Origin of the sequence: Arthrobacter liuii (assembly GCF_014639275.1) — a bacterium.
GTDB classification, from domain to species: Bacteria; Actinomycetota; Actinomycetes; order Actinomycetales; family Micrococcaceae; genus Arthrobacter; species Arthrobacter liuii.
The window spans coordinates 25,723-50,301 of record NZ_BMFW01000008.1 but is presented as its reverse complement, the minus strand read 5'-3'; the positions used below and the strand labels follow the sequence as shown (position 1 = coordinate 50,301).

29 protein-coding genes and 2 pseudogenes are annotated in these 24,579 nt (G+C 66.5%); 21 read left to right on the top strand and 10 right to left on the bottom strand.

Annotated features, from left to right (window positions below):
- Window positions 1-206 precede the first annotated feature (206 nt).
- From IEW19_RS10700 to IEW19_RS10690, 3 genes and pseudogenes are all read left to right on the top strand, one after another.
- On the top strand, window positions 207-584 hold the full coding sequence (locus tag IEW19_RS10700) for an NAD-dependent epimerase/dehydratase family protein (protein ID WP_188571613.1): 378 nt from the start codon (window positions 207-209) through the stop codon (window positions 582-584).
- Window positions 585-904: 320 nt separating this feature from the next.
- Entirely contained in the window at window positions 905-1,231 is a 327-nt protein-coding gene (locus IEW19_RS10695) for a hypothetical protein (protein WP_188571612.1), read from the top strand.
- Between the two features lie 65 nt (window positions 1,232-1,296).
- Window positions 1,297-1,895: pseudogene (locus tag IEW19_RS10690) on the top strand (DUF4113 domain-containing protein); the annotation flags it as partial.
- 55 nt (window positions 1,896-1,950) lie between these two features.
- Here the strand turns inward: IEW19_RS10690 and IEW19_RS10685 are convergent.
- Window positions 1,951-2,097 (bottom strand): lmo0937 family membrane protein, encoded by a 147-nt coding sequence (locus IEW19_RS10685; protein WP_110543403.1) that lies wholly within the window; start codon window positions 2,095-2,097, stop codon window positions 1,951-1,953.
- Window positions 2,098-2,374: 277 nt separating this feature from the next.
- Here IEW19_RS10685 and IEW19_RS10680 point away from each other — a divergent pair, with 277 nt between their 5' ends.
- Window positions 2,375-3,553: an ABC transporter substrate-binding protein gene (locus tag IEW19_RS10680; protein ID WP_188571611.1), complete on the top strand. Its 1,179-nt coding sequence runs from the start codon at window positions 2,375-2,377 to the stop codon at window positions 3,551-3,553.
- A gap of 77 nt (window positions 3,554-3,630) precedes the next feature.
- Here IEW19_RS10680 and IEW19_RS10675 read toward each other — a convergent pair whose 3' ends face one another.
- Together IEW19_RS10675 and IEW19_RS10670 are read right to left on the bottom strand one after the other, a co-directional pair.
- Window positions 3,631-4,572: a carbohydrate kinase family protein gene (locus IEW19_RS10675; RefSeq protein ID WP_188571610.1), complete on the bottom strand. Its 942-nt coding sequence runs from the start codon at window positions 4,570-4,572 to the stop codon at window positions 3,631-3,633.
- A 42-nt stretch (window positions 4,573-4,614) separates the two neighbouring features.
- A complete protein-coding gene (locus IEW19_RS10670) occupies window positions 4,615-5,412 on the bottom strand; it encodes an alpha/beta hydrolase (RefSeq protein ID WP_188571609.1) in 798 nt (265 codons plus the stop codon).
- 139 nt (window positions 5,413-5,551) lie between these two features.
- On the opposite strand from IEW19_RS10670, the gene IEW19_RS10665 reads away from it, so the two are divergent.
- The 4 genes from IEW19_RS10665 to IEW19_RS10650 all read left to right on the top strand — a co-directional run bounded on the left by IEW19_RS10665 (window position 5,552) and on the right by IEW19_RS10650 (window position 8,249).
- Window positions 5,552-6,208, top strand: coding sequence for a cyclodeaminase/cyclohydrolase family protein (locus IEW19_RS10665; protein ID WP_188571608.1), 657 nt, complete (start codon window positions 5,552-5,554; stop codon window positions 6,206-6,208).
- Window positions 6,209-6,734: 526 nt separating this feature from the next.
- The gene (locus IEW19_RS10660; RefSeq protein WP_188571607.1) at window positions 6,735-7,130 is read left to right on the top strand and encodes a hypothetical protein; all 396 of its coding nucleotides are present in this window, start codon (window positions 6,735-6,737) and stop codon (window positions 7,128-7,130) included.
- Window positions 7,131-7,214: 84 nt separating this feature from the next.
- A complete protein-coding gene (locus tag IEW19_RS10655) occupies window positions 7,215-7,430 on the top strand; it encodes a hypothetical protein (protein ID WP_188571606.1) in 216 nt (71 codons plus the stop codon).
- Window positions 7,431-7,508: 78 nt separating this feature from the next.
- A complete protein-coding gene (locus IEW19_RS10650; protein ID WP_188571605.1) occupies window positions 7,509-8,249 on the top strand; it encodes an SDR family NAD(P)-dependent oxidoreductase in 741 nt (246 codons plus the stop codon).
- A 79-nt stretch (window positions 8,250-8,328) separates the two neighbouring features.
- Here the strand turns inward: IEW19_RS10650 and IEW19_RS10645 are convergent, their stop codons facing one another.
- Genes IEW19_RS10645 through uriH form a run of 3 tightly spaced genes read right to left on the bottom strand, consistent with a single transcriptional unit; the run spans window position 8,329 to window position 11,834 of the window.
- A complete protein-coding gene (locus IEW19_RS10645) occupies window positions 8,329-9,306 on the bottom strand; it encodes a ribokinase (RefSeq protein ID WP_188571604.1) in 978 nt (325 codons plus the stop codon).
- On the bottom strand, window positions 9,303-10,730 hold the full coding sequence (gene uriT / locus IEW19_RS10640; RefSeq protein WP_188571603.1) for a uridine transporter UriT: 1,428 nt from the start codon (window positions 10,728-10,730) through the stop codon (window positions 9,303-9,305). Before uriT ends, IEW19_RS10645 begins: the two co-directional genes overlap by 4 nt.
- Complete coding sequence (gene uriH / locus IEW19_RS10635; protein WP_188571602.1) at window positions 10,731-11,834, bottom strand: uridine-preferring nucleoside hydrolase UriH; 1,104 nt, start codon at window positions 11,832-11,834, stop codon at window positions 10,731-10,733.
- Between the two features lie 215 nt (window positions 11,835-12,049).
- Here uriH and IEW19_RS10630 point away from each other — a divergent pair, with 215 nt between their 5' ends.
- The 8 genes from IEW19_RS10630 to IEW19_RS10600 all read left to right on the top strand — a co-directional run bounded on the left by IEW19_RS10630 (window position 12,050) and on the right by IEW19_RS10600 (window position 19,314).
- Entirely contained in the window at window positions 12,050-13,039 is a 990-nt protein-coding gene (locus IEW19_RS10630; RefSeq protein ID WP_373283592.1) for a LacI family DNA-binding transcriptional regulator, read from the top strand.
- 35 nt (window positions 13,040-13,074) lie between these two features.
- On the top strand, window positions 13,075-14,181 hold the full coding sequence (locus IEW19_RS10625; RefSeq protein ID WP_188571600.1) for a GTP pyrophosphokinase: 1,107 nt from the start codon (window positions 13,075-13,077) through the stop codon (window positions 14,179-14,181).
- Window positions 14,182-14,198: 17 nt separating this feature from the next.
- Window positions 14,199-14,933 (top strand): hypothetical protein, encoded by a 735-nt coding sequence (locus IEW19_RS10620; protein ID WP_229748426.1) that lies wholly within the window; start codon window positions 14,199-14,201, stop codon window positions 14,931-14,933.
- Window positions 14,819-15,274 (top strand): hypothetical protein, encoded by a 456-nt coding sequence (locus IEW19_RS24225; RefSeq protein ID WP_373283591.1) that lies wholly within the window; start codon window positions 14,819-14,821, stop codon window positions 15,272-15,274. The genes IEW19_RS10620 and IEW19_RS24225 overlap by 115 nt, the downstream gene beginning before the upstream one ends.
- A 136-nt stretch (window positions 15,275-15,410) precedes the next feature.
- Window positions 15,411-16,109: an ABC transporter ATP-binding protein gene (locus tag IEW19_RS10615; RefSeq protein ID WP_188571599.1), complete on the top strand. Its 699-nt coding sequence runs from the start codon at window positions 15,411-15,413 to the stop codon at window positions 16,107-16,109.
- Window positions 16,106-17,392: an ABC transporter permease gene (locus IEW19_RS10610; RefSeq protein WP_188571598.1), complete on the top strand. Its 1,287-nt coding sequence runs from the start codon at window positions 16,106-16,108 to the stop codon at window positions 17,390-17,392. The genes IEW19_RS10615 and IEW19_RS10610 overlap by 4 nt, the downstream gene beginning before the upstream one ends.
- A 9-nt stretch (window positions 17,393-17,401) precedes the next feature.
- Window positions 17,402-17,968, top strand: a complete 567-nt coding sequence (locus IEW19_RS10605; RefSeq protein WP_188571597.1) for a hypothetical protein — start codon at window positions 17,402-17,404, stop codon at window positions 17,966-17,968.
- 515 nt (window positions 17,969-18,483) lie between these two features.
- Entirely contained in the window at window positions 18,484-19,314 is an 831-nt protein-coding gene (locus IEW19_RS10600) for a glycoside hydrolase family 16 protein (RefSeq protein WP_188571596.1), read from the top strand.
- Between the two features lie 64 nt (window positions 19,315-19,378).
- Here the strand turns inward: IEW19_RS10600 and IEW19_RS10595 are convergent, their stop codons facing one another.
- A complete protein-coding gene (locus IEW19_RS10595) occupies window positions 19,379-19,780 on the bottom strand; it encodes a CBU_0592 family membrane protein (protein WP_188571595.1) in 402 nt (133 codons plus the stop codon).
- Between the two features lie 223 nt (window positions 19,781-20,003).
- Between IEW19_RS10595 and IEW19_RS10590 the strand changes: the two genes are divergently transcribed.
- The 4 genes from IEW19_RS10590 (at window position 20,004) to IEW19_RS10575 (ending at window position 23,932) form a co-directional block, all read left to right on the top strand.
- Window positions 20,004-20,453, top strand: coding sequence for a helix-turn-helix transcriptional regulator (locus tag IEW19_RS10590; protein WP_188571594.1), 450 nt, complete (start codon window positions 20,004-20,006; stop codon window positions 20,451-20,453).
- Window positions 20,450-20,869, top strand: coding sequence for a VOC family protein (locus tag IEW19_RS10585; RefSeq protein ID WP_188571593.1), 420 nt, complete (start codon window positions 20,450-20,452; stop codon window positions 20,867-20,869). The genes IEW19_RS10590 and IEW19_RS10585 overlap by 4 nt, the downstream gene beginning before the upstream one ends.
- 104 nt (window positions 20,870-20,973) lie before the next feature.
- Window positions 20,974-23,358 carry an ATP-binding cassette domain-containing protein gene (locus IEW19_RS10580; protein WP_188571592.1) on the top strand — a complete coding sequence of 795 codons (2,385 nt, stop codon included), beginning with the start codon at window positions 20,974-20,976 and terminating at the stop codon, window positions 23,356-23,358.
- Window positions 23,351-23,932 (top strand): MOSC domain-containing protein, encoded by a 582-nt coding sequence (locus IEW19_RS10575; RefSeq protein ID WP_229748425.1) that lies wholly within the window; start codon window positions 23,351-23,353, stop codon window positions 23,930-23,932. The genes IEW19_RS10580 and IEW19_RS10575 overlap by 8 nt, the downstream gene beginning before the upstream one ends.
- Window positions 23,933-24,020: 88 nt before the next feature.
- Here the strand turns inward: IEW19_RS10575 and IEW19_RS23925 are convergent, their stop codons facing one another.
- Both IEW19_RS23925 and IEW19_RS23485 read right to left on the bottom strand, forming a co-directional pair.
- Window positions 24,021-24,149, bottom strand: a complete 129-nt coding sequence (locus tag IEW19_RS23925) for a hypothetical protein (protein ID WP_268236249.1) — start codon at window positions 24,147-24,149, stop codon at window positions 24,021-24,023.
- The gene (locus tag IEW19_RS23485) at window positions 24,146-24,298 is read right to left on the bottom strand and encodes an aldehyde dehydrogenase family protein (protein ID WP_229748434.1); all 153 of its coding nucleotides are present in this window, start codon (window positions 24,296-24,298) and stop codon (window positions 24,146-24,148) included. The genes IEW19_RS23925 and IEW19_RS23485 overlap by 4 nt, the downstream gene beginning before the upstream one ends.
- Here IEW19_RS23485 and IEW19_RS23480 point away from each other — a divergent pair.
- Window positions 24,261-24,419, top strand: a complete 159-nt coding sequence (locus tag IEW19_RS23480) for a hypothetical protein (protein ID WP_229748424.1) — start codon at window positions 24,261-24,263, stop codon at window positions 24,417-24,419. The genes IEW19_RS23485 and IEW19_RS23480 overlap by 38 nt on opposite strands.
- A 31-nt stretch (window positions 24,420-24,450) precedes the next feature.
- Here the strand turns inward: IEW19_RS23480 and IEW19_RS23475 are convergent.
- Window positions 24,451-24,555 (bottom strand): annotated as a pseudogene (locus IEW19_RS23475) (aldehyde dehydrogenase family protein); the annotation flags it as partial.
- Window positions 24,556-24,579: the final 24 nt, after the last annotated feature.

Genomic DNA, 24,579 nt, shown 5'->3' with positions numbered 1-24,579 from the left:
ACGTATATACCCATGAGCTCCCGGCGCGGGCCTCTCTTTTCAGGTCGTACATTCTACGGCGAAGACACCTGTCTTTGACGGACGGAATAGCTGCCGGTGGCGGACCGGCTTACGGACATCACGTGCGGCCGTTCCGCTGCGCGGGAAGGGTTGTGCTGAAAGCGAAAGCTAGTGCCTCAGGACGTACTGGCTGGAAGGCTCCCAGCATGAGAATTCTTGTGCTTGGGGGAACGGCGTGGCTTGGATACACGGTGGCTAAGACTGCCGTGGAGTCGGGGCACGAGGTCACATGTTTGGCTCGGGGTGAGGGAGTCCCGGCCGGAGCCACCTTTGTTCGCGCTGACCGTGACGATGACAAGGCTTTGGCCGCGGTTTCAGCGGAACAGTGGGATGCGGTCATTGATGTCGCGCGGCAACCGTTCCACGTTCGTCGTGCGGTTCGGGACCTTCATGATGTCGCGGAGCGGTACATCTTCGTCTCCTCGGTCAACGTCTACGCCTCACAGGAAGATACGGGCGCCGACGAGGACCCGGAGCGTCTGCCTCCACTCGAGGCCGACCGAATAAGTACCCTGGATGACTAGGGGCCCGCTAAAGTGGCCTGCGAAAATGCCGTCCTCGAGGCTTCCGGCGCCGAGCGTGGCGTCTTAGCTCGTGTTGGACTCATCGGTGGTCCCGGAGACCCTTCCGGACGAACCACATACTGGGTTCGCCGGTTCGCGGCGCCCTCTAATGACGCCGGTGAAGTCCTCGTGCAAGATACCCCGAGCTTCCGACCGCACTGATCGATGTTCGGGATCTCGCGACCTGGCTCGTTCACCTCGCGGAAGAGAAGACTAGTGGGATTTTCAACGCCGGCGGCGACCCGGTCCCGTTTCCGGAGCACATCGAGACTGCCCGGTTGGTGGCGCACCATGAAGGCCCTGTAGTCAACGCACCGGAACAATGGCTCCTGGAAGAAGGCGTGAACCAGTGGTCGGGTGAACGGTCCCTGCCGTTGTGGTTGGCGGACCGTGACTGGTACGGCCTGAATGCCCGCTCGAACGCGCGAGCCGTCGAAGCTGGCCTAGCACTGCGTGCTCTTCACGTCACGCTCGCCGATATCCTCACAAGCGAGCTCCCACTGACCTCAGCGGACAAGCTCGGCTCCGGCCTCACGGACGCAGAGGAGACCTACCTGCTCGACAAGCTCAGCAGCCAGACCCTTACAAACACCTCAAACTCCTTGTAGCCGTCCGCACGGCGGCGCCGTGTGCTCGTGCCAGCCGCTCCTCCAGGCGTTTGTTTTCGTCGATCAGCGGCACGCCGTGCATTCCCGTGAAGGAGGAACGCATCGGCCGCGACCAGCTGATTTTTTCGCACTCATTTGCCACCCCGGCGACAACGGCTGCCGGGGTGCGGGAGGTGCTCAGCATCTACGGGCAGCGGGCGAGCGCCAGGCTCTCCGAACACGGGGTGCAGGCGAAAGTCCAGACGGCGTTCGCTGCCACTTCCCCCTTCAGGCAGCACGAACAGGCCTATCCCTCCGTGTGCGTTTCGTTGCCCATGCCCACGGCGGATCCACTCCTGCTCACAAGGGCGGCGCACGCGCTCCTGCCCAGCATCCGGGGCGGACTCACGCGCGCCAGAGCAGGCCTGGTGCTCACCGACCTGCGGTCCACCGGAAACGGTCCACCGGAAACCAGCCGCCAGTGGAGCCGTTCGAGAACCGGTACGAAGAACGCGGCATCGGTCCCCTGCTGGAGGACGACGTGAGCCGTCGCTTCGGGCCGGGGTCCATCGGGTTGGGGCACGCCGGCATCAAGTCCGGCCTCGACTGGACCATGGAACGCGACATGCGCTCACCCCGGTACACCACGCACTGGGAGGAGCTCCCGCTGGTCAGGGCCGCCTGAAGCCCTTCGGCGGCCCGCCGCCGGCCCAGTGGCCAGCGGCGGTGCCTTCCCGAATTTAGACGCGGGACCTGCCACGGACGAAGTGAATGATGAGGACGATCACTGCAACAACCAAAAGTATGTGGATGAGCCCGCCGCCGATATTCGCGAGCAGTCCGAGAAGCCAGAGAACGGCGATGATAATGGCGATCCAAAGCAACATGATGTCTCCTTGATTAGTTTTTTAATGCCCCCACGCCGCCTACTTACCCATCATCACGCCGGACGAATCAGGGCTGGCACCTGCTGATGGGTACTTACGGCTAGCGCCGCGCGCATAACACCACCGAACAAAGACGTCCTGCGACGATTTTTAACGCCCTGCGACGCCGGGTTGAGCGTTCGCGTCGCCGCGTGAACCACTGCGACAAGAACGATTGTGGGGCCGATGGGCGGTCCGTAATCTCGTCTCAGCATCCGCCCCAGCAGAGGAATTCCCCATGACAGATCCGCAGGACAAGAATCCGCAGAACCAGCAAGGCTCAACCCGCATCGTCGCCGGCGAAGCAACGAAACCCAAGCGCGCCGTGGGCCTGAAGATCGGCGTCGCCGCCGCACTGCTGGCCCTCATTGGTGGCGGCGCCGCCGTCGCCTCCGCCGTCAACAGCGGTACCCCGGCAGCAACGCAGGAGACTGCCACGTCCGGCAACCCCGCCGCCGAGTTGAAGCTCGGCTACTTTGGGAACGTCACGCACGCCCCGGCCCTGGTGGGCATCAAGAAAGGTTTCCTTGCGGATGCGCTGGGCAGTACCAAGCTCAGCACGCAGGTGTTCAACGCAGGGCCCGCAGCCATCGAAGCGCTGAATGCGGGCGCAATCGATGCCACGTACATCGGCCCGAATCCGGCCATCAACTCCTTCGTGAAGAGCCAGGGCCAATCCGTCAACATCATCGCCGGCGCTGCCGCCGGTGGCGCCCAACTGGTGGTCAAGCCGGAGATCAGCTCCGCCGCAGACCTGAAAGGCAAGACACTTGCTTCGCCGCAGCTTGGCGGCACGCAGGACGTGGCCCTCCGCGCCTGGCTTTCATCCCAGGGGTACAAGACCAATGTGGACGGCAGCGGCGACGTCGCCATCAACCCCACCGAGAACGCCCAGACCCTGAAGCTCTTCCAGGATGGAAAGCTCGACGGCGCGTGGTTGCCTGAGCCGTGGGCCTCGCGCCTGGTGCTCCAAGCCGGCGCCAAGGTCCTGGTGGATGAGAAGGACCTCTGGGACGGGTCGCTCTCCGGCAAGCCCGGCGAGTTCCCCACCACCATCCTGATCGTGAACCAGAAGTTCGCCGCCGACCATCCGGACACCGTCAAGGCACTGCTGAAGGGCCACGTGAAGTCGATTGAGTGGCTGAACAGTGCCTCCGCGGCGGAAAAGGCGACGGTCATCAATGCAGCACTCAAGGAAGCTGCCGGCGCCGAGCTGAAGGCCGACGTTTTCGACCGGTCGCTGAAGAACATCGTGTTCACGGTGGACCCGCTGGCCGGGACCTACCAGAAGCTCCTGGCCGACGGCGTTACTGCGGGCACCACCAAGCAGGCCGACATCAGCGGGATCTTCGACCTGCGGGCACTCAACAGCGTCTCGGGCGAGAAGACCTCAGCGGCGGGACTCGGCAAGGAGTAGTCCTGCGCTGATTGATTGCTCCGTAACTGCCGTTTTGGGCCCCCAAAAAGGACACTTACGGAGCAATCGATTCCGCCTTAGGCTTCCTTTCCAGTCCCGTGCAACTCCGCCCGTGTCGGCGGGTTGGCCCCGGGCCGGGACACGGTGACAGCCGCCGCCCGGGCAGCGTGCTCAAGAAGTTCGGCCAGGCCCTCGGCCGGAAGGTCACGCAGGTCCTGGCGGTTCTGGGCTCCGTCAAGCTCCCGGTCCACCAGGCCCGATAGCAGCGCCGCCGTAAAGGAATCCCCAGCCCCCACGGTGTCCGCGACATCTACTTTGGGCGCAGGAACGGAAGCCTCGCCGGCGCGGCAGACGCCCCACGGCCCCTCTGCGCCGCGGGTCACTACCACCATCGCCGGCCCCTCTTCCCCGCCGAGGGCCAGCCACTTCCGCGCCGAGTCCAGCACGTCCTGCCCGGGGTATAGCCATGCGAGGTCCTCGTCCGACGCCTTGACCACATCCGAAAGCGTGACGAACTTTTCCGCCTGCCGCCGCGCGTAGTCCACGTCTGTAATGATGCTCGGCCGGCAGTTGGGATCGAAGCTGATGGTGGCGGACGGGTGGGCGTATTCGACGGCGGCCAGCACCTCGGTGGCGCCGGGCTTCAGCATCGTGGCAATGGACCCGGTGTGCAGCAGCGTGGTGCCCTGCAACATGAAGCCGAGCCGATCCGCCATGCTGGGGAGTTCCCAGGCGAGGTCGAACGTGTAGGTTGCAGCGCCGTCGTCGTCAATCAATGCAGTGGCCACGCTGGTGGGCAGCTCGTCAGGCGGCAGCGGAAGCATGACAGAACTTGCTCGCAGGTGTGCCGCCACCGAGTCCCCGTAGGCATCCCGGCCGTAGCGGCCAATGAACTGCACCGGGTGGTCCAGCCGCGCCAGGCCTACCGCAACGTTCAGCGGGCTGCCGCCCACGTGGGCCTGGATTCCGGAGGCACGCTGGACAACATCAACAAGGCCTTCACCGATCACTGTGAGCATGGTCATACTCTGCCAGAAAGAGGCCGTCGCCAGCAGTTCGTGTCAGCGCAGAAGCTCCTGGATCAGGTCCCGGCACCTGAGATATGCCTCTGACGTGACATCGATGAGCGCAAAGTGGTCCCCCGGCACCATCACCAGCTCCGCCGGCGTGGGTCCGGAACTGCTCGCCTCCACGTACGTGGTGGACATGCTCAGCGGCACATCCACATCATCCTTCGAGTGGACGGCGTAAACAGGAATGTCCAGCGGCAGCGCTGCCATGGGGTCGGCCAAGCGGTGCCGGCCCGGAAATTCCGACGGCGGCCCGCCCAGCAGGTTGGCCACCGCACCGTTGCTGAGGCGGAGGCGTTCGGCCTCGGCCAGGTTGAGGACGCCGGACTGGCTCACCACCCCGGTGAGGCGGACGCCGTCGTTACCATCTTCCACCTGGCTGTAGTCCGGGAGGCCCAGATCACCCAGCCGGTCCCTGCCCGCGGCCCACACCGCCAAATGGCCGCCGGCGGAGTGGCCAAGCGCCACCACCTTGCCCAGGTCCAGCGAGTGCGGCTCCGCGAGCACGGCGAGCTTGTCGATGCCCGCCAGGATGTCCAGGAAGGTGCCGGGCCAGCCCCCGCCGTTGCCCGCGCGCCGGTATTCCAGGTTCCATGCCGCCATCCCGTGGTCAGCCAGGTCCTTGGCCAGAGGCTCGCCCAGCTCGGCGCCGTACTGCGAGCGCCAGTAGCCGCCGTGGATCACCACCACCACGCCCCGATGCATTCCGCCTGCCGGAGGATCGGGCAGGAAAAGCTCGCCCCACTGGCTGGGGTCCTCACCGTACTCATAGCGGTAGCGCTGCGTCACACTGGCCCACTTTATCCGCACCAATCGGCGGCAACTCCACGGGCTTCCGCGGCCAGTGCCTCGAAAACTGGGCCAGCGTGTGCGGAATGCCACCGTTCCCGCCGTTTAGCCGAGCACCTGTGTGGGCACGCCTCCTGACATGGATGAACCTGTTGTGACCACCCAGGGGTCGACTGTCGAGGAGTGGACGCGCGCCCTGGCGGAGTCCACCGGCTCCCCCGGCGGGGGCGCCGGAACCGGACTGATGCTGGCGGTGGCAGCCTCGCTTACGTCGATGGTTGCCGGCTACAGCGACAGCGAAGAGGACGACGGCGGGGAACCGGCCCGGATACGGGTGCGGGCCCAGGCGCTGCGCCAAGAAGCCCTCCGCCTGGCGGACGACGATGCGTCCGCGTCCAAAGCGTTCGGCGCCGCCTTCCGGCTGGAGCCGGGTCCGGAACGGGACGAGGCCATCCGGCAGGCATCGCTGGAAGCCGCGGCATCCTCCGCCGTTCTTGGCGAGCGGGCCATCGGAGCCATCGACGACCTCGCTTGGCTGGCAGCGAACGGCAACCGGTCACTGGTTGCGGACGTCGTGGTCGCGTTCGGTGCCCTCCGCGCTGCTGTCGCCGGCGCCCGCACCAACGTCAGCTTCGACCTCGGATCCCTTCGCTCGGCGGGGACCAGCCTGGGGCAGGTCCGTCGCCAGCACCCGGCCCTGTGGGCCGCCGTCGAGAAGCTCAACAAAGCCATGGACCGCATTGACGCCCTGACCGCGGACATCGACCACCGAGCCGCCCCGACGGACGCTTCCTGAGGACCGTTCAGTCGTTGGACCTTGTTGCCGGTCTGTGCTTATGGTGGGCAGCATTGTTGCAGGTGAGGCTGGGGAGAGGCGTACAACGTGAAGTCGGAAGGCAGTGCGTGGGCGTTCCTCCGGCCCCTCCTGCTCGGCGTGGCGGTAGCCGCATCATGGATCATCCTGTCCGCCGTGGGCGCCTCCGCCGATTCCTCCTCTTCCAGCCACCCGCTCCTCGGTGCCGCCCCTTCCACCGTGGGCTCAGTCGCCGCCAGGGTCACCCACCAGGCCAAGGACGTCCTGGAACCGGTTAAAGCAGGAGCGGACGGACTGGCGGTTGCCCCCGCCTCCACAATCCCGAACCGTAGTGCCGCGCCGGCCCTCCACCCGGTGGCGGAGGGCGTCCCCCCCCCTGGCCGACGCGGCCCTCAAGCCACTTGCCCTTGTCCTTGAACCGGTCATCGACGCCGCGCCTTTGCCGGCACCCACACCCGTCGCACCGGGGCCCACGAGCGCGGAGCCCGCCCTTCCTGCAGTTGTTGACGTGCCGCAGGCTGCTGACGCCGTGCGGGCCCCGATGGCCAAACCGGAGGGGGAGACCGCCGACGCTGCGACTGCTTCCGCCCGGCCCGTCAACCGGATACCGCACGGCAATGGCCTCGCCTGCGATTCCCGAACGAAGCCGGCAGCCGGAACGCCGTTGCCGGCAGGTGCGGGTCCGCAGGACGCCCCTACCGGCGGGCCGTCGGATGCGCTGCCCGGCACCCCGGGTGCTGCCACGGGCGGAAGCAGCCCGTCCGGCGGGAATGGTTCCGCCACGCCTGCACGGCTTGGCGCGTACAACCTCCAAATCCCTGGGGGCGGCATTGCCGCCGTCCAGGGCGGCCCGCCCGCTGCCCCCGCACCGGTGTCCTCAGACCCCGGATCATCTCCTGACTAGTTGGGCCCCTCCGCATCGCGATGCGGAATGAGCCAATCGCGGGCTGACCAGTAGGCCCGATCCAACTTTCAGGAGAACCCTAAAATGATGTACCGCAATATACGTGGATACCTGCTCAGCGCCGTGATCGCAGGCGGTCTTCTGGTCTCCAACGGCGTAGCCGCACACGCCGTGGGCACTGCCTCCGTCCCCGGGACCCTGGCCAACACAGGAGTCAACACCGGCCTGCTGGCAGTGGGGCTGCTCCTTCTGGCCTTCGGAGGACTGCTCGCACTGATCTTGGGCAGGAAGCGGGGCTGAACCTCTCCCCGGGGCATCGGCTGGACAGCAGGGGCTGCGGGTAGCGTGGAAACACACAACCAACCAGGAGGGCCCCGCATGGCACGCGTCTTCATTACCGGATCCACCGACGGACTTGGACTCGCCACGGCTGAGACGCTGCTCCGGGACGGCCACGAGGTGATCGTGCACGCGCGGTCCCCCCAGCGCGTCCCCGCGGTGCAGCATCTGCTGGACCGCGGGGCGCAGTGCGTGACCGGGGACCTCGCCGTCGTGGACGAGGTCCGGCAGATCGCGGAGGATGCGAACACCATCGGCGGCATTGACGCGGTCATCCACAACGCCGGAATCCTCAGCGGCGCGGCACTGCTGCCCGTGAACGTGGTGGCCCCGTACCTGCTAACGGCCCTCATTCCCGGGCCGCGCCGACTGATCTACCTGAGCAGCGGCATGCACCGCGGCGGCGGCACCGGCCTGACCGGCCTGGACTGGGCGGGACGGACGACGACGGCCTCCTACTCCACCACCAAGCTGCACGTCACTGCGCTGTCGGCAGCGGTAGCCCGGCTGGTGCCGGGCGTCGCCAGCAACGCCGTGGATCCCGGCTGGGTGCCCACCCGGATGGGCGGCCGGTCGGCACCGGACAGCCTGGAACTGGGCCACCGCACCCAGGAGTGGCTGGCCACCAGCGACGACCCCGATGCTCTGACGAGCGGAGGCTACTGGTACCACCAGCGCCGGCAGGCCCCGCACCCCGCGGCCACCGATCCCTCGTTCCAGGACGCCCTCCTGGCCCAGTTGGCTGAGCACACCGGCGTCACGCTGGACACGCTCCGTTAGTGCCGGCCCCTCATCCGCTGCTCCCTAACTGCCCTTTTGGCGCCCGAAAACGGCAGTTACGGAGCAGTCGATGAGGGGGTTAGGCCGAGCGGAGGCGGCGTTCGACGTCGGCCGCTACCGGGTATGCGGCCTGGGTTCCTTTGCGGGTGGTCGCCAAAGCCGCGGCAACGGAGGCGAACGCGGCGGCATCCGCGAGCGCGTCGCCTGCGGCCAGCCGCACGGCAACCGCGCCCGTGAAGGCATCGCCGGCACCAGTGGTGTCCACCGCCGCCACCGCAGTGGCCTGAACAAGAGTCACGCGGGAGGCGGCCGGGGCCAGGGAGTCCAGCACCACCGACCCCTCCGACCCCAAGGTCATCAGGACCTGCTGGATCCCGTGCCGGGCGAACTGATCGCGGACCCCGTCCCAGTCGGCAACTGACGCATTAGCCCCAGGAACCGGGGTACCAAGGAACTGCGCAGCCTCATGGGCGTTCACCAGCAGGACGTCAGCCAGCCCAGCCAGGGCTGCCGGGATCTCCGCATAAGGCGAGAGGTTCAGCAGGACTGTGGCGCCGGCGTCATGCCCTGCCTGGGCTGCCGCCAGCACGGTCTCCGTGCTGACCTCCAGGCAAAGGCTCACCACGGCCGCCCCGTCCAGGACGTCCGCGGCGCCGGCGACGTCGGCCGGGGACAAAGTGCCGTTGGCGCCGGCGGAGATGATGATGTTGTTCTCACCGCGGGCATCAACGGCAATCACGGCGACACCCGTGGGCTCGCTGGAGGTGCGCACGTGGCTGACGTCCACCCCTGCCCCGGCCACCGACGCCTCGAGCATCGCGCCGTTGGGGTCCTCCCCTACGGCGCCCACCAGGCTGACGTGCCCGCCCAGCCGGGCCGCGGCGACGGCCTGGTTGGCGCTCTTACCGCCGGGGTTCACGGCGAACCCGTTGCCGTGCACGGTCTCGCCGGGCTGCGGGAGGCGGTCACAGTAGATGGTGAGGTCGGCGTTGAGGGAGCCGACGACGACGATCCGGCCACTGCTGCCGGAACCCGCTTGGCCGGCCGCGGCACTCACGCGGCCACCTCGGCCTCAACGGGCTTGGGGATCAGCAGCGACGCCACGAACGCGGCCACGGTCAGGGCCAGGCCGACGACCACCACGGTCAGGTAGGAGGCCTTCGCATCGCCGAGTGCCTGCGTTGCCACCAGGACGGCCGGCAGGATCAGGAAGCTCAGGCCCGCACCCAGGTTGAACGCGCCGGCGTTCATGCCGGGCAGGAAGCCGGGGTTGCCGGCGGGCGAGAGGACAACACCGAGTCCGTTGAGCATGATGTTGACCGTACCGGCGTACATGATGCCCAGCAAGACCGTTCCCGCGATCATCATCGGCAGGCTGGACAGGCCCAGGAACGCGATGACGGCGAGTGCGGCGATGCTGCCCAGTAAACCGATCCGCAGCACCTTGGTGTAGCCCAGGACCGGGGCGAGCCTGCCGCTGATGGGTCCCACCAGCCAGCCAAGGAGGGCGTACGGGGTGAGAATGAGGAGCGACATTTCGGTGGGCCCAACACCGAACCCCGGCGAGGCGGCCTGGACATAGGCGGGAACGATCCCGTTGATGACGGCGAAGATGCCGGTCATGGTCAGGGTGGTGGTGAGCAGCGGCGCCCAGGTGGAGCGCTGGCGCAGGTGCACGGTTTCCACCATCGGTTGGGCGGCACGCTGTTCGGTACGCCAGAAGGCAAAAAATGCGACGGCGGACACCAGGACCAGCGCCAGACTCAGCATCAGCGTGGCGGAGTTGAATCCGGCCACCAGCTTGGAGCATTCGTTCAGGGCGGTCAGCAGGGCTCCGACTGCCACCACGATGAAGAACACGCCCAGCCAGTCCATCGTGGTTCCGGCGGCGGGTCGGCTCTCGGTGGCGAGGAACATGATGAGGGCGGTGGCGGCGACGGCCAGGACCACCATCAGCCAGAAGATGCTGCGGAAGCCGAAGTGCTCGGCGAAGTAGCCGCCCACGAAGGAGTCGACGCCGGCCACGCCGCCGTTGACGGCGGTGATGAGGCCCATGAGCGTGCCGTATTTGCGCGGGTTGCTGACGGCGGAGCGCAGCATGATCAGGCAGAGCGGGACGGTGGGTCCGCTGACGCCCTGGATGATGCGGCCCACGAAGAGCCACGTGACGTCCGGGGCGAGCGCCGCGATGACGGAGCCCACGGCCATCAGCACCATCATGCCCACCAGGACCTTCTTGCGTCCCACAATGTCGCTCAGGCGCGGCAGGAACAGCGAGAACAGTGCGGCGGCGGTGAAGAACCAGGTTTGGGAGAGTCCGATGACGGCCTGGTCCGTGTTGAGTTCCTGGCCCATGGTCACCAGGGCGGGGCTGAGCATCGAGGCGTTGAGCTGGAACGCCACGCAGGCCGCCAGCAGCGCGGTCATCAGGGCGGCGACGTTGCCGCGGCCGGTCTTCGCTTCGGTGAGGGTGGCAGCCATTTACTTGACCCCTCCGGCGGTGAGGCGGGCACTTTCCGGGCGTACGACGTCGGACGCGTTGGCTTGGGTGCGGTCCGCACCAGGGTGCGCGGCGCCGTCGTCCGCCCTGGCGTTGGTGCCCGGCTCGCCGATGCGTACCAGCGCGTCGGTGACCAGGTCCCAGAACCGGGCGTGGTCCAGGTCCACTGCCACGCTGGTGTGGCAGTCGGCGGGTGCCGGGGCCCGGAAATCGGCCACGGTCATGCCCAGCGTGAGCGCGCCCTGCAGCTCGACGTCGACCGGCACTTTGCGCGTGCTGACGATGCTGGGATCGATCACGTAGGCAACCGCGCAGGGGTCGTGGACGGGCGGGCAGTCAAAGCCCTGGGCGTCCTTGTAGGTGTGCGCGAAGAAGTCCATCAGCTCGGTGACGAACTTTGCCGGCTTGGTGCCGATCGCGGCGATCCTCTCCACCACGTCCGGGGTGGCCAGCGCCTGGTGCGTCAGGTCCAGGCCCACCATGACCACGGGCCACTTCTCGTTGAAGACGATGTGCGCGGCCTCGGGGTCGATGATGATGTTGAACTCGGCCACGGCGCTCCAGTTACCCACGTGGTAGCCGCCACCCATCAGGACTACTTCCTTGACGCGTTCCACGATGCGCGGTTCCTTGCGGGCGGCCATGGCGATGTTGGTCAGGCCGGCGGTGGGGACCAGGGTGACGGTGCCCGGTTCGTGCGCCATGACGGTGTCAATGATGAGGTCGACGGCGTGGCGCGGGTCGAGCTCGATGGTCGACTCGGGCAGGGCGGGGCCGTCCATCCCGGAGTCGCCGTGGATGTCCGGGGCGGTTTCGATGTTGCGGACCAGGGGGCGCGGGCATCCGGCGGCGAAGGGGACGCCGGCGATGCCGGCGATGGTGCCCACGGCCAAGGCGTTTCGGGTGACCTTTTCGAGAGTCTGGTTGCCCACCACCGTGGTGACGGCGAGCAGTTCGATGCTCGGGTTGCCGTGCGCCAGCAGGAGGGCCACGGCGTCATCGTGGCCGGGGTCGCAGTCCAGGATGATCTTCCTGGGTTCGGGCTGGGTTGTGCGGGTTTGTTCCACGATGGTTCTCCACGTCATTGGGGCTGCCTGGGGCAGGGGTTTCTGTCTTCCGGGAGTGATCATGGCACCGTTTTGCAGCTTACGTCAAACGCTTAACGTTGTCTTTGCGTTGCCGCACGTCAAACGCTTGATGTCCTGCTGCTCTTGTCGTGCCCTGCGGCGGCTACGATCGAAGTATGGATTCCGGTGAACAGGTGCAGCAGCGGGCACGGCCCCGGCGGGTGACAGCCGCCATGGTGGCCGCACAGGCCGGGGTTTCGGTGGCCACGGTGTCGCTCGTGGCTAACGGCAAGACCGCGGGGCGGGTTTCCGAGGACAACATTTCCCGGGTGCGCCAGGCCATTACGGAGCTGGGTTATGTGGTGGACGGGATCGGCAGCTCCCTGGCCAAGGGCGTCAGCTCGATCGTGATCCTGGTGGCGCCTGACATTTCCAACCCGTTCTTTGCAAAGGTCATCGGCGGGGTGCGGGAATCCCTGGGCCCGCAGTACCAGCTGCTGCTCTCCGTCACGGATTCCGGCGAGTTTCCCAAGGCCGACGACGTCCGCAAGCTGATGTCCCTGCGGCCCGCAGGGCTCCTGGTTGACGCGCCGAATGCCGGCTTCCTGGCCGATCTCTCCGTGGCCGGCCCCCTGGTTTTGCTGGATGCCCCCGGCTTGGAATCGCTGGCGCCGGCCGTGAACCTCGATGTTGCCCAAGGTGCGCGTGAACTGGCAGCCCACCTCGCCGGCGCGGGACACCGGCGCGTTGCCTACCTGGACAGTGTTACCGGGACGGCCACCTTCACCATCCGCCGCGATGCCTTCCTGGCCGAGGCCGCCGCCCGCGGCATGACCGTGGACCCGGACCACATCCCCGCCACCACCATCGACGTCGGCGAGGCGGCGGCTGCGTTCGCCGAAGCGTGGCCGGGCTGGCAGCGCCAGGGGGTGACCGCCGTCGTATGCGCCACTGATACCCATGCCTACGGCGTGCTGCAGGAAGCCCGCGTGGCGGGCGTAAAGATTCCGTCGGAGCTGGCCGTGGCCGGATTCGACGACCTGCCCTACTCCGCTACCAGCAACCCGGGGCTCACCAGCGTCCACCTGCCCGCCGCGCGGCTGGGGCTGAAGGCCGGGGAGCAGCTCCGGCGGCTGATGGAGGGCCGGGCGCTGGAGCAGGAGGAGCTGATCCTGGAGAGCTCGCTGGTGGTGCGCGGATCAACTTCGGAGGGCGAAACGTAAGGCTTCCTGTCGCACCCCGGCCCTAAGCTGGGATCATGCCGAGTAACTGGGAAAGCCTGGACGAGCCACTGCGTGAGTCGGTGCAGCACAACGTGGAGATTTATGAGCGCGTCCGGCCTGCCCTGAAGCTGGTTACCCGGGACGTCCTGCTGGTCCTGCGGGACGTGCTGAAGGACAGCGAGGTCACGCCGCTGTTCGTCACCGGCCGGACCAAGACGGTGGAATCCTTCAAGGAGAAGATCTCGCGCACCGAGGAGCCGCTGGAGCCCGGCGGCCGGAGGCTGCTGAAGTTCCCGGACCCGTTCCGCACCCTCAATGACATGGTGGGCATCCGCGTCATCACCAAACTGCCGGCTGAGAACGCAGCGGTCGCCAACATCATCAAGCGCCAGCGGCAGCTGTTCGACTGCCGGGGCGACCGCGAGAAGGACATCGGTTCCATCGAGTCCGGCACGTACGGCTACTCCAGCCGGCACCTGATCCTGCGCACCATCCAGAATGAGGCCGTCAAGGAGTACCAGCAGGTCTTCAACCCGGACCTGCAGCCCAATGGCAGCTACTTCTTCGAGTGCCAGATCCGGACCATCTTTGCCCACGCCTGGAGCGAGATCGAACACGACATCCGCTTCAAGGCCGAGGACCCGCGGGCCTGGACCCCGCACTTCGACCGGCAGTTCACCGCCACCGCCGCCATGCTGGAAACAGTGGAGACTGCTTTCTCTGACCTTCACGAAAGCTACGAGGAAGTCCGCGGCTTCTGGGACATGGACGGCGAAGGCGCGGCTCCGCTGACGCCCAACCGGATCCGGGACGTCTGGCGCACCCTCCTCCCCCACGTGGACCGGAAGGTGGATGATGACTGGGGCTGGGCTGCAGAGCTCATGGCCGCGCACGGCCTCAACCAGACCATGCAGCTGGCAGGGCTGCTCAGTGCCAACCGGATCACCGAGGTCCGCAAGGCTCTGGACCACCGCTACTCCCCCGGTCCGGACCGGCTCCTGGACGACCTTCTGCTCTGGCAGTACGGCACCAAGCACATCGACCTCACCGCAGAAGCGGCCGACGCCGTCCCGCACCCCCGGCGCGACAGCCTCCTGCGGCGGCTGCGGCAGATCGAGCGGTACCGGATGACGAAGAAGTAGGGGCGGCGTTGGTACCCGTGCCGTTAGTTCTGTCCGGTTTTGGCCCTGTGGGGCAGGCCTTTGCCGAAACGGTCCTGGAACAGGATTGCGGGCTGCGGATCGCTGCCGTCCGGGGGCACACGGCAGAGGTCTTCCCTGCGCCGGGCTCCGTGGTGCCTGAACGCTCGTCGTGGATGCCGCTCCGGCCCATTGGCGAAACCCTGGCCCTCGCTGGTGCAGGAATTCTGGTCCAGGCCCTTCCGTCCTCGGTTGAGGCACACGCCCACGCGCTGGAGGAAGCGTCTGCTGCGCTCAGGAGTGGCGTGGACGTGGTCACGGCAACAAAGAGCCACATCCTCAGCAGCTGGCGTGACCTTGAGCGTGCCGCGGCGGAAGGGAAGAGCCGGATCCGGATTTCGGCGGCAACCGGGGCGGCGCTGCCCACGGCGGACCTTGCCCGCGTGGCACTGAGGGGCATGGGCTGCGCTGTGGTGCGCGCCTGCCCGAACGGGACGTCGACGTTTGTTTTGGATCAGCTGTGCAAGGCCTTGGCCGCCGCCCAGCAGGGACTCCGCCTCCGTGCCGTGGCGGGCGCACATCCCTGGACCGGCCGATGGCGGTCACTGTGCAGCTGGAAGCCGTGGCGCCAGCCGAGCCGCTGTTCTCAATCGCCGGCCCCGAAAAGGCAATCGTCTTCAGCTGCCCCGAAGCCCGGGACGTCACGGTGCAGGGCGGCCGTTCCAGCCCGCGAGGAGCCGCTTTGGCCATGTTGAAGGACGTACTTAACCTGGTCGGTTTAGCGGCGCCGGGATTCCGTCAGGCATACCCTTGGGAATCGACGCGACCAGGTGGATCGGCATCTCGTGATCAGCAGGCAAAGCGAGGAAGCCCGTGGAACAGCGGCATACCTCCGACGGCGGAACCGCACGTGCACACACCCTGCAACGGCTGGGGGTGGCCCACGCCACCGACCTTATCGTTGGTTTCCAGGCCTGGGCCGCTGACCGGCTGGCCTCCATCGGACTTCGGTCAGCTTTCACCAAGGTTCGGCCCCTACCGTCTTGTTTTGCGGTTCACTTACCGCATGGCTAGCGTGCTGGTTACCACCCGATAGCGGGTATGGAGCCTGGCTAAAGAAGGACATGGATGACGGTGACATGCGACGCTCCGGAGAATGCGGCCGAGGAGCTGCGCCTGGCCGCACCAACCCAGTCCTGCGTCACCGTTTCACGACCATTGATGGGAAATCCATGTCTGTGCCGATTTTGTCCACCCGCGACCTGACCAAGACCTACGGACGCGGCCCCGACCGCTTCGACGCCCTGAAAGGCGTGTCCCTGGACATCGACCGTGGAGACTCGGTGGCAATCGTCGGCAAGAGCGGATCCGGTAAGTCCACCCTGATGCACCTCCTCGCCCTCCTGGACACTCCCGGCGGAGGGGAGGTCCATGTTGACGGAACGAACGCGAAGACCCTGAGCGGCCGGAAACTGAATACCTTGCGGAACCAGATGTTCGGCTTCGTCTTCCAGCAGTTCTTCCTCAACCACGCCACCAGCGTGCTGGACAACGTGGTCCTGCCACTGAAGATCGCCGGGACCGGGGCGCGGGAACGCCGTGCCCGGGGCATGGCAGTCCTCGAACAGCTCGAGCTGGCAGACAAGGCCCGCAATAAGGCCGGGAACCTGTCCGGCGGCCAGAAGCAGCGCGTGGTCATCGCGCGGGCCCTGGCGAACAACCCGCAGGTCCTCTTCGCTGACGAACCGACCGGAAACCTCGACACCGCCACGGGCGCCATCGTCGAGGACATCCTGTTCGACCTCAACCAAAACCACGGCATCACCCTCATCACGGTGACGCACGACCACGACTTGGCCGCACGATTCAACCGCCGCCTCTACATCCGCGACGGACAGCTGATCACCACCGACGAGGAGCACGCGGCATGAAACCGCTCGAGACCGTGACAACCGCCATTGCGAACAGCTTCCGCAGCAAACTCCGCACCACCTTAACCATCCTGGCGATCTTCGTCGGAGCCTTCACCCTCACGATCACCAACGGACTGGGCACCGGTATTTCCAACTACATCGACAGCCAGGTTGCCGCCGTCGGGCCCAGCAACGCGTTTACGGTCACCAAAACCGATGCAAGCACCAGCCCGGGGTCCGGCCCGCAGAAATACGACCCGAACACCCGGGTCCTCGCCGCCGGCGGCCGCCCAGGTTCAACACAGGTGGCCTTGAACCAATCGGACCTCGATACCCTTGCCGCCATTCCCGGGATCACCGGGGTCAACCCGGTCAGCCGGCTCAGCCCCGCCTATGTCCAGTGGAACAGCCAGGAAAAATACCAGCTCTCCATCAGCCCCCTCGCCGGGGCCCAGCCCCAACTGGCCGCCGGTGCCCCACTGGACGACGCCGGAAGCGAACCCCAAATCGTGCTTCCCTCCAGCTACATCACACCGCTCGGCTTGCCCGGCAACGACCAGGCCATCGGACAGGACGTCACCATCGGCATCCAGGACGCTGCGGGCACCATGCACACCATCACTGCCCGCATTAGCGGGGTGGAAGACAATGCACTCCTCGGCTCCGGCGGCGCTTTCGCCAACAAGGCCCTGACGGCTGCCCTCACGGATGCCCAAAGCACCGGCGCGCCCGCTGCGACGAAAAACACCTGGACCGCAGCGACCGCCACCTTCACGCCATCAACAAAAGCCCAGATCAACGACATAAAATCCCGGCTCACCGCCGCGGGCTACACAGCCCAGACGCTCGAGGACCGCATCGGAACGGTCAAAACCGTCATTAACGGCATCATCGGCGTCCTGGACGCGTTCGCCATCATTGCCCTCGTCGCTGCCGGATTCGGCATCGTGAACACGCTGTTGATGTCGGTGCAGGAACGGACCCGGGAAATCGGACTTATGAAGGCCATGGGCATGGGCAGCGGCTCCGTGTTCGCACTTTTCAGCACCGAAGCGGCGTTCATCGGCCTGCTCGGAAGCCTCATAGGCTCCGCCGCCGCCATCGGCCTGGGAACCGCCATCAGCGGCGTTCTCGCCCGGGGCCCACTCAGCGACCTCGCCGGACTGCAAATCCTCAGCTTCGCCCCCGGATCAGTGGCCGGGGTCATTCTTCTGGTCATGATCATCGCCTTCCTCGCCGGCACCCTGCCGGCCTGGCGGGCGGCACGGCAAAACCCCATCGACTCCCTCCGCTACGAATAGCCACCGCTCATGGAAGTTCTCCGGGGCACGGCGTCACTTGCCAAGGGGGTCGGGTCTGCCGCCTTGACCGGTGGACCCCACTTCATCGGACTGAAGATCGGGCTCGTCCTTCTGGCGCTGGCCGTGATCCTTCGGATGCGCCGCCACCTGCTGGTCCGCCTTCGGGGCTGGGGATGGCGGCGCCTGGCCATCAGTTGCGGCGCCGCAGCGAGCCTGTTCTACGTGGTGTGGATCCTTTACCTGAGCGGGACGATGCCCTCGGTGACCGTCGCCTACAACTGGAACACGGCCTGGCTCGCCCTGGACACTTTTGAAGGCCTCACCGCCCTGCTGACCGCGGTCTTCCTCTTCAAAAACAGGACCTGGGCCGTCCTGAGCGCCACCGCCTTCTCCACGAGCCTGTGCATCGATGCGCTCTTCGACGTCACGACAGCCGAGCAAGGGCCGGCTCTGGTCACCGCAGTCCTCGAAGCTGCCCTCGTTGAACTCCCCTTCGCCGCGCTCTCAATGGTCCTGGCCGTAAAACTCCTCACCTCAACCACAGGGCCGGCGGCCCGGCGGTTGACGGATAACTGACACTGGACAACTTCCGCTCCAGGCAGCCCGGTCGGAAGTTGCAGACCGGCAGCGTGTACTCGCTGCGGCCTCACCCGCGCCCAGGTCAGCCAGCTGCTGCTACGTATTTCAGGCGAGGGCTGGATCGAAAGCCTGGCACGCATTAACAGGTTGCGCCGGCTCATCGAATAACGCGAGGCGCTGAGGGCGCGAGGAGGCCTCGGAACACCTGCGCACCCACCTTTCCACCGTCGGCAGCGGGAAAACCCCGTAGGGGCACCCTCGAACCTAGCGGTGGAATTCCGGGTAGGCGGATGGGTGGGTGGGGTACGAAGAACCCTTATGCCGGGCTTTTGGGCCGGTGTAGGTTGGCTGCTGCCAGAGGCTACCGCCCCATTTTCCGGGCTTTCGCCAGGTTGGGCGCGGGAATGCAACAGGTATCTGGAACGAAGTTTGGTCGATTGGCGACCTGAACACGGACCTTGTCTTTGCTGGCCAATGAGCAGTGGCGGAGGTCGAACCTGAGGGAGAGTGGGATGCGGATCGCCAGGGCATGCCTCAGCCTCGCGGCTGGCCTCCTAAACCTCGTGCTGACTGCCAGCGTAGGGCTGGCCGCCGGCAGCGCACCAGGGCCAACCACCACGCCTCCTGTGGCCGCGAACGGAGTCGCAGCGGCGGTCGTTGCATCCTCCGCCAGCATTTCGACGCCTCTCGGAGTGCCCGGAAATTGGTCGCTGCTGTTTGAAGACAACTTCGACACGTTGAACCGGTCAGTCTGGACACCGTACTGGTTCAAAGACTGCGCGGGCTCCATGGTGAACAAGGTCCTGACATGCTCCAGCAACGTCAGCGTTACGGGCGGCGAGCTTACACTGCAGATGTCCGGACCCGACAAGGGCGCATTGGTCGCGACCAATCCCAGCGATGGAGTCGCCGGCCACGTAGGGGCCTCATTCGGGCTCGGCTTTTACGAGGCCAGGATTCTCTTTCCCGGAACCTGCGGCACAACGATCCACAACTGGCCTGCCTGGTGGACAACGGGGCAGTCCTGGCCCGCACACGGCGAGAACGATATAGCCGAACCCCTGTCCGGCACGATGCACTCCAACTACCACTCGCCTTCCAAAAACACTACTGCCAGCATCCCCGGCTGCTGGGCAGGGCAGTTCCACACCTACGGTTTGCACCGGAAGGCCGGCCGGAACGATGTCTATTTCGACGGTGCGCTGGTTCAGTCCTATGCGACCCTGGACGGCGCAGTTCCGCACTACCTGGTCATCAACGTAGGTTACTGGTCTGGCTCACAGGTGTCCGGACCCGCAGGCGCAGTCCGGGTCGACTACGTCAGGGTCTGGAGGCAAGGCTGAGCGTATTGAACTGAAGCCAATCCACTAGCGCCGCCGTGCCGCCGTCGTCCGTACCACTGGAGGCCTAAAGCGCCAGGCGCGGTCCGTCCGCAACCGCGGGCGCAGAACCAACAGCGGAAGACACCACGGGCAGGGCCTCGGTGAGGGCTTCGATGACAGCCATCTGGCCGGTCGAGTCTGGAACGCCGGGGTACTGCACATGCGCAGCTTCAACCGGCTCGGCCGGCGTTTCCACCGAACGCATCCGGACCAGCGCCACAGCGGAAATGAGGAACCAGGCCACGTTGGTAACCACTGACGGCCATGCGCTGTGCAGGGTGCCGTTGATGATGAAGGCCACGGAACCGAACAGGTTTGCCGTCTGAAAGCCCTTCCCGGCCTTCAGCCAGCCCATGGAAACGGCGAGGTACGCACTGAGAATCGCAACAGCGCCTGCCCATCCGGCGAGTTCCCACAGCAGATTCATGGCGTCCTTTCAAGGGTCCCCGAGCAGAATTCGGGCAGGGTTCAGGAGGGGTAAAACGGGGGTTGTTTTTGCCGCTGCCGGGTTTACTCCAGCCCTGTTCGGGCGAGGACCTCATGCTGGTCGGCGGGATAATCATACCCTGCGCCGCGGGGTCAAATGACCACCGCAAACCCGGCTGTTCGGACTCTGGACAAGACCCCCTCCGCGTAGCACGATCAAAGCTGTGACCAGCAGTCCCGCCACCGATCCGTACCTACGCGAACTCACCCAGCTGAGGCGCGTCAAGGACAGGGTGGACCACGAGTACGCGCAGCCGCTCGACGTCGAATCCCTCGCCAGGGACGTCCACATGTCGGCGGGACACTTCAGCCGCCGCTTCAAGCTCGCCTACGGCGAATCGCCGTACAGCTACCTCATGACCCGCCGGATCGAACGGGCCATGGCGCTGCTCCGCAAAGGCGACCTCAGCGTCACGGAGGTGTGCTTCGCCGTCGGCTGTTCTTCGCTGGGAACCTTCAGCACCCGCTTCAGCGAACTCGTGGGCATCCCGCCCAGCGTCTATAAGCAGAAGGCTGCGGAGTCGACGGCGGGGATCCCCGCCTGCGTGGCGAAACAAGTCACCAGACCGGTCAGGAATCGAGAAGCGCCCGCCCCGGAGCCGTTACTAGCATGACTGGCATGGACATCAACATTTCCTCAACCTTCCTTCCCGCCACCGATCCAGACGCCTCACTGGCGTTCTACCGCGACGCCTTGGGCTTCGAAATCCGCAACGACGTGGGCCGCGGCACCATGCGCTGGATCACCGTCGGTCCCGCGGGCCAGAAGGACGTTTCCATCGTCCTGCACCCGCCGGCGGTGGACCCCGGCATCACCGAGAGTGAGCGCCGCACCATCGCCGAAATGATGGCCAAGGGCACCTACGCCACCATCGTCCTCTCCTCACCGGACGTGGACGCCGCGTTCGCCAAAGTGGAGGCGACCGGGGCCGACGTGGTCCAGGAACCCATCGACCAGCCGTACGGCATCCGGGACTGCGCCTTCCGCGATCCTGCCGGGAACACCGTCCGGATCAACCAGCAGCCCTAGGCATATAAACAGCAACGTATATAACGGACGACGCCGTAGGAAGGCTGCCAGCGCAGCCTCCCTTGGTGCCGCCCGAGGAGAAGGGGGACACTTTGAGCACGGACATGAGCACAGCCACAGACACAGGGAACGCCGGAGTTCACATCGCAGATACCCACGACCTGATCCGGGTCCAGGGCGCACGGGAGAACAACCTCAAGGACATCAGCCTGGAACTGCCCAAGCGGCGGCTCACCGCCTTCACAGGCGTCTCCGGCTCGGGCAAGAGCTCCCTGGTGTTCGCCACCATCGCCGCGGAATCGCAGCGGATGATCAACGAGACCTACAGCGCATTCGTCCAGGGGTTCATGCCCAGCCTGGCGCGCCCTGACGTGGACCGGCTGGAGGGCCTAACCACCGCGATCATCGTGGACCAGGAGCGGATGGGCGCCAACCCGCGCTCCACCGTGGGCACCGCCACCGACGCCAACGCCATGCTGCGGATCCTGTTCAGCAGGCTGGGCAAGCCCTACGTCGGGCCGCCCACCGCCTTCTCCTTCAACGTCCCCACCCGCAAGGCCAGCGGCATCATGAGCACCGAAAAAGGCGGCCGGGTGGAAAAGAACGTGGTCCGGCAGGTGACCTACCTTGGCGGCATGTGCCCGCGCTGCGAGGGCATGGGAACCATCAGTGACATCGACAGGACGGCGCTGTACGACGATTCGAAGTCCCTCTCCGAGGGCGCACTCACGGTTCCGGGCTACTCCATGGACGGCTGGTACGGCCGGCTGTTCGAGGGCATGGGCCTGCCGATGGACAAGCCGATCAGCAAGTTCACCAAGAAGCAGCTGGACACGATGCTGTACGCCGAGCCCACCAAGATCAAGGTGGAAGGCGTCAACCTCACGTTCGAAGGCGTGATCCCCAAGATCCAGAAGTCCATGCTGTCCAAGGACGTGGAGGCGATGCAGCCGCACGTAAAGCGCTTCGTGGAGCGCGCCGTCACGTTCGCCACCTGCCCGGACTGCGGCGGAACCCGGCTCACGCCCGAGGTGCTCAACTCACGGATCAACGGCAAGAACATCGCGGATCTGTGCACCATGCAGATCAGCGACCTGGCACAGTGGATCCGCGGCCTGGACGAGCCCACGGTCCGGCCGCTGCTGGCCGGGCTGCGGGACCTCCTGGATTCCTTCGCCGAAATCGGGCTCGGCTACCTCTCACTGGACCGCCCGGCCGGCACCCTCTCTGGCGGCGAAGCGCAGCGGACCAAGATGATCCGCCACCTGGGCTCCTCCCTCACCGATGTCACGTACGTCTTCGATGAGCCCAGCATCGGCCTGCATCCGCACGACATCGAGCGGATGAATACCCTCCTGCTCCAGCTGCGGGACAAGGGCAACACCGTCCTGGTGGTGGAGCACAAACCGGAGATGATCGCCATCGCCGATCACGTCGTCGACCTTGGCCCGGGCGCCGGCACCGGCGGCGGTGAGATCGTGTACCAGGGCGACGTGGACGGGCTGCGGTCCAGCGCCACCATCACCGGGCGCCACCTGGGCGACCGCGCCCGCCTCAAGGACTCCGTCCGGAAGGCCAGCGGTGCGCTGGAAGTCCGGGGCGCCTCGACCAACAACCTGCGCAACGTGGACGTGGACGTGCCCCTCGGCGTGCTGTGCGTGGTGACGGGCGTGGCCGGGTCCGGCAAGAGCTCGCTGATCCACGGCTCGCTGGCCAGGCGGGAAGGCGTCATCGTCATCGACCAGGGCGCCATCAAGGGGTCCCGGCGGAGCAACCCGGCCACGTACACCGGGCTGCTGGAGCCCATCCGCAAGGCCTTCGCCAAGGCCAACGGCGTGAAGCCGGCGCTCTTCAGCTCCAACTCCGAGGGCGCCTGCCCCACCTGCAACGGCGCCGGCGTAATCTTCACCGAACTGGGCGTCATGGCCACGGTCGAGTCCACCTGCGAGGACTGCGAGGGGCGCCGCTTCCAGCCCGCCGTCCTTGAGTACACGCTGGGCGGGCAGAACATTGCCGATGTGCTGGACATGTCCGTGGATGCGGCGCTGGCGTATTTTGCCGAGGGTGAGGCCAAAACCCCTGCGGCGCACAAGGTCCTTGAACGCCTGGCTGACGTGGGCCTTGGCTACATCACCCTGGGCCAGCCGCTGACCACCCTGTCCGGCGGCGAGCGCCAGCGGCTCAAGCTGGCCGCGCAGATGGCGGAAACCGGCGACGTCTACATCCTGGACGAGCCCACGGTGGGCCTTCACTTGGCCGACGCGCAGCAGCTCCTGGGCCTGCTGGACCGGCTGGTTGATGCCGGGAAGTCAGTCATCGTCATCGAGCACCACCAGGCGGTGATGGCCCACGGGGACTGGATCATCGACATTGGCCCGGGAGCAGGGCACGACGGCGGCAGCATCGTTTTCGAGGGTACGCCGGCTGACCTGGTGGCCGGCCGCGCGACGCTCACCGGGCAGCACCTGGCAGCGTATGTCGGTGGTTGAGGCGGGCGGAACCTTCCGGTACGACGTCGAGATCCTGCATCTGCTGTTGTCCCCTGCGCACGCCTACTTTGGCCGTGCCAGGGAGGGCGCCGCCGATGTTCCCACCACTGATGCCGCCCAGGCCGAGTTGGTGGCCGGCAAGGGCATCGTGGGTGACCGGTTTTTCGGAAAGGCCGCGCACATGGACGCGGCGGTGACCCTGTTCGCCGTCGAATCCCTTGAAGCCATTGCCGCCGAGCTGGGCGCCGCACCGTTGGATCCCCTGCTGACCGGGCGCAATGTGGTGCTCCGCGGGGCACAGCTGGCCCCGCTGCTGGGGCAGGACTTTGCGCTGGAGTCGGGCGGCGGCGTGGTCCGGTTCCATGGCGGCCGGCACGCCCAACCGTGCGCCTGGATGAACGAAATGCTGGCGCCGGGCGCGCACCCCGCCATGCGCGGCCGCGGCGGCATCCGGTGCCGCGCGCTCTCCAGCGGACTACTGCACCGCGGTCCCGCGGTGCTGGTCAGCCCGGTGCCGCTGGACCCGGCCCGGGCCGGCGAGCCGCACGCGCTGCGGCCGTCCCGGCTGCCGTAGAATCCCCCCGCGAAATGACACGTCACGGCAATAATCCGGTGGAACATTGCCGTTAAATGCCGACTCGCGGGGCGCAGGCAGGAGCTGGCTACCTTTTGCGGTGGATCGACTTGTAGCTCAGGCAGGCGTTGAGCCACTCGATCCCGTACTCGGTGCCCAGCCCTGAGTCGTGCCGGCCGCCAAACGGGGCGGAGTGGTTGGAGGCGAAGAAGTTCATGCCAACCGAGCCCGTACCGTCCGGTACTGCGCCTCGGTGGCCCCGGGGCCAAACACCGTGTCGGGATCCAGGGGGTCGCCCTGCTTTCCGGCCGCGATGGTGGCCGTGACCATGTCCACCACCTCGTCGTACCGGCTGGCCGGGGCCAGGATGTGGGTGGAGATGCAGCAGGTCTGCCCGGTGTTGCGACTTGATCAACACGCGGGACATGGCGTCCAGGTCCACGTCGGGCAGCACGATGACGCTGGACTTGCCGCCCGGAGCCGGTGACCAGGTTGACCACGCCGGCCGGGACGCCTGCGGCGGCGATCGCGTCGATGATCACGCGGATGGACAGCGGGGTGGGGGATGCGGGTTTGACGACCACCGTGCAGCCGGCGAACAGTGCCGGTGCCAGCTTGATCATCACCGGGTTGATGGGGAAGTTGCA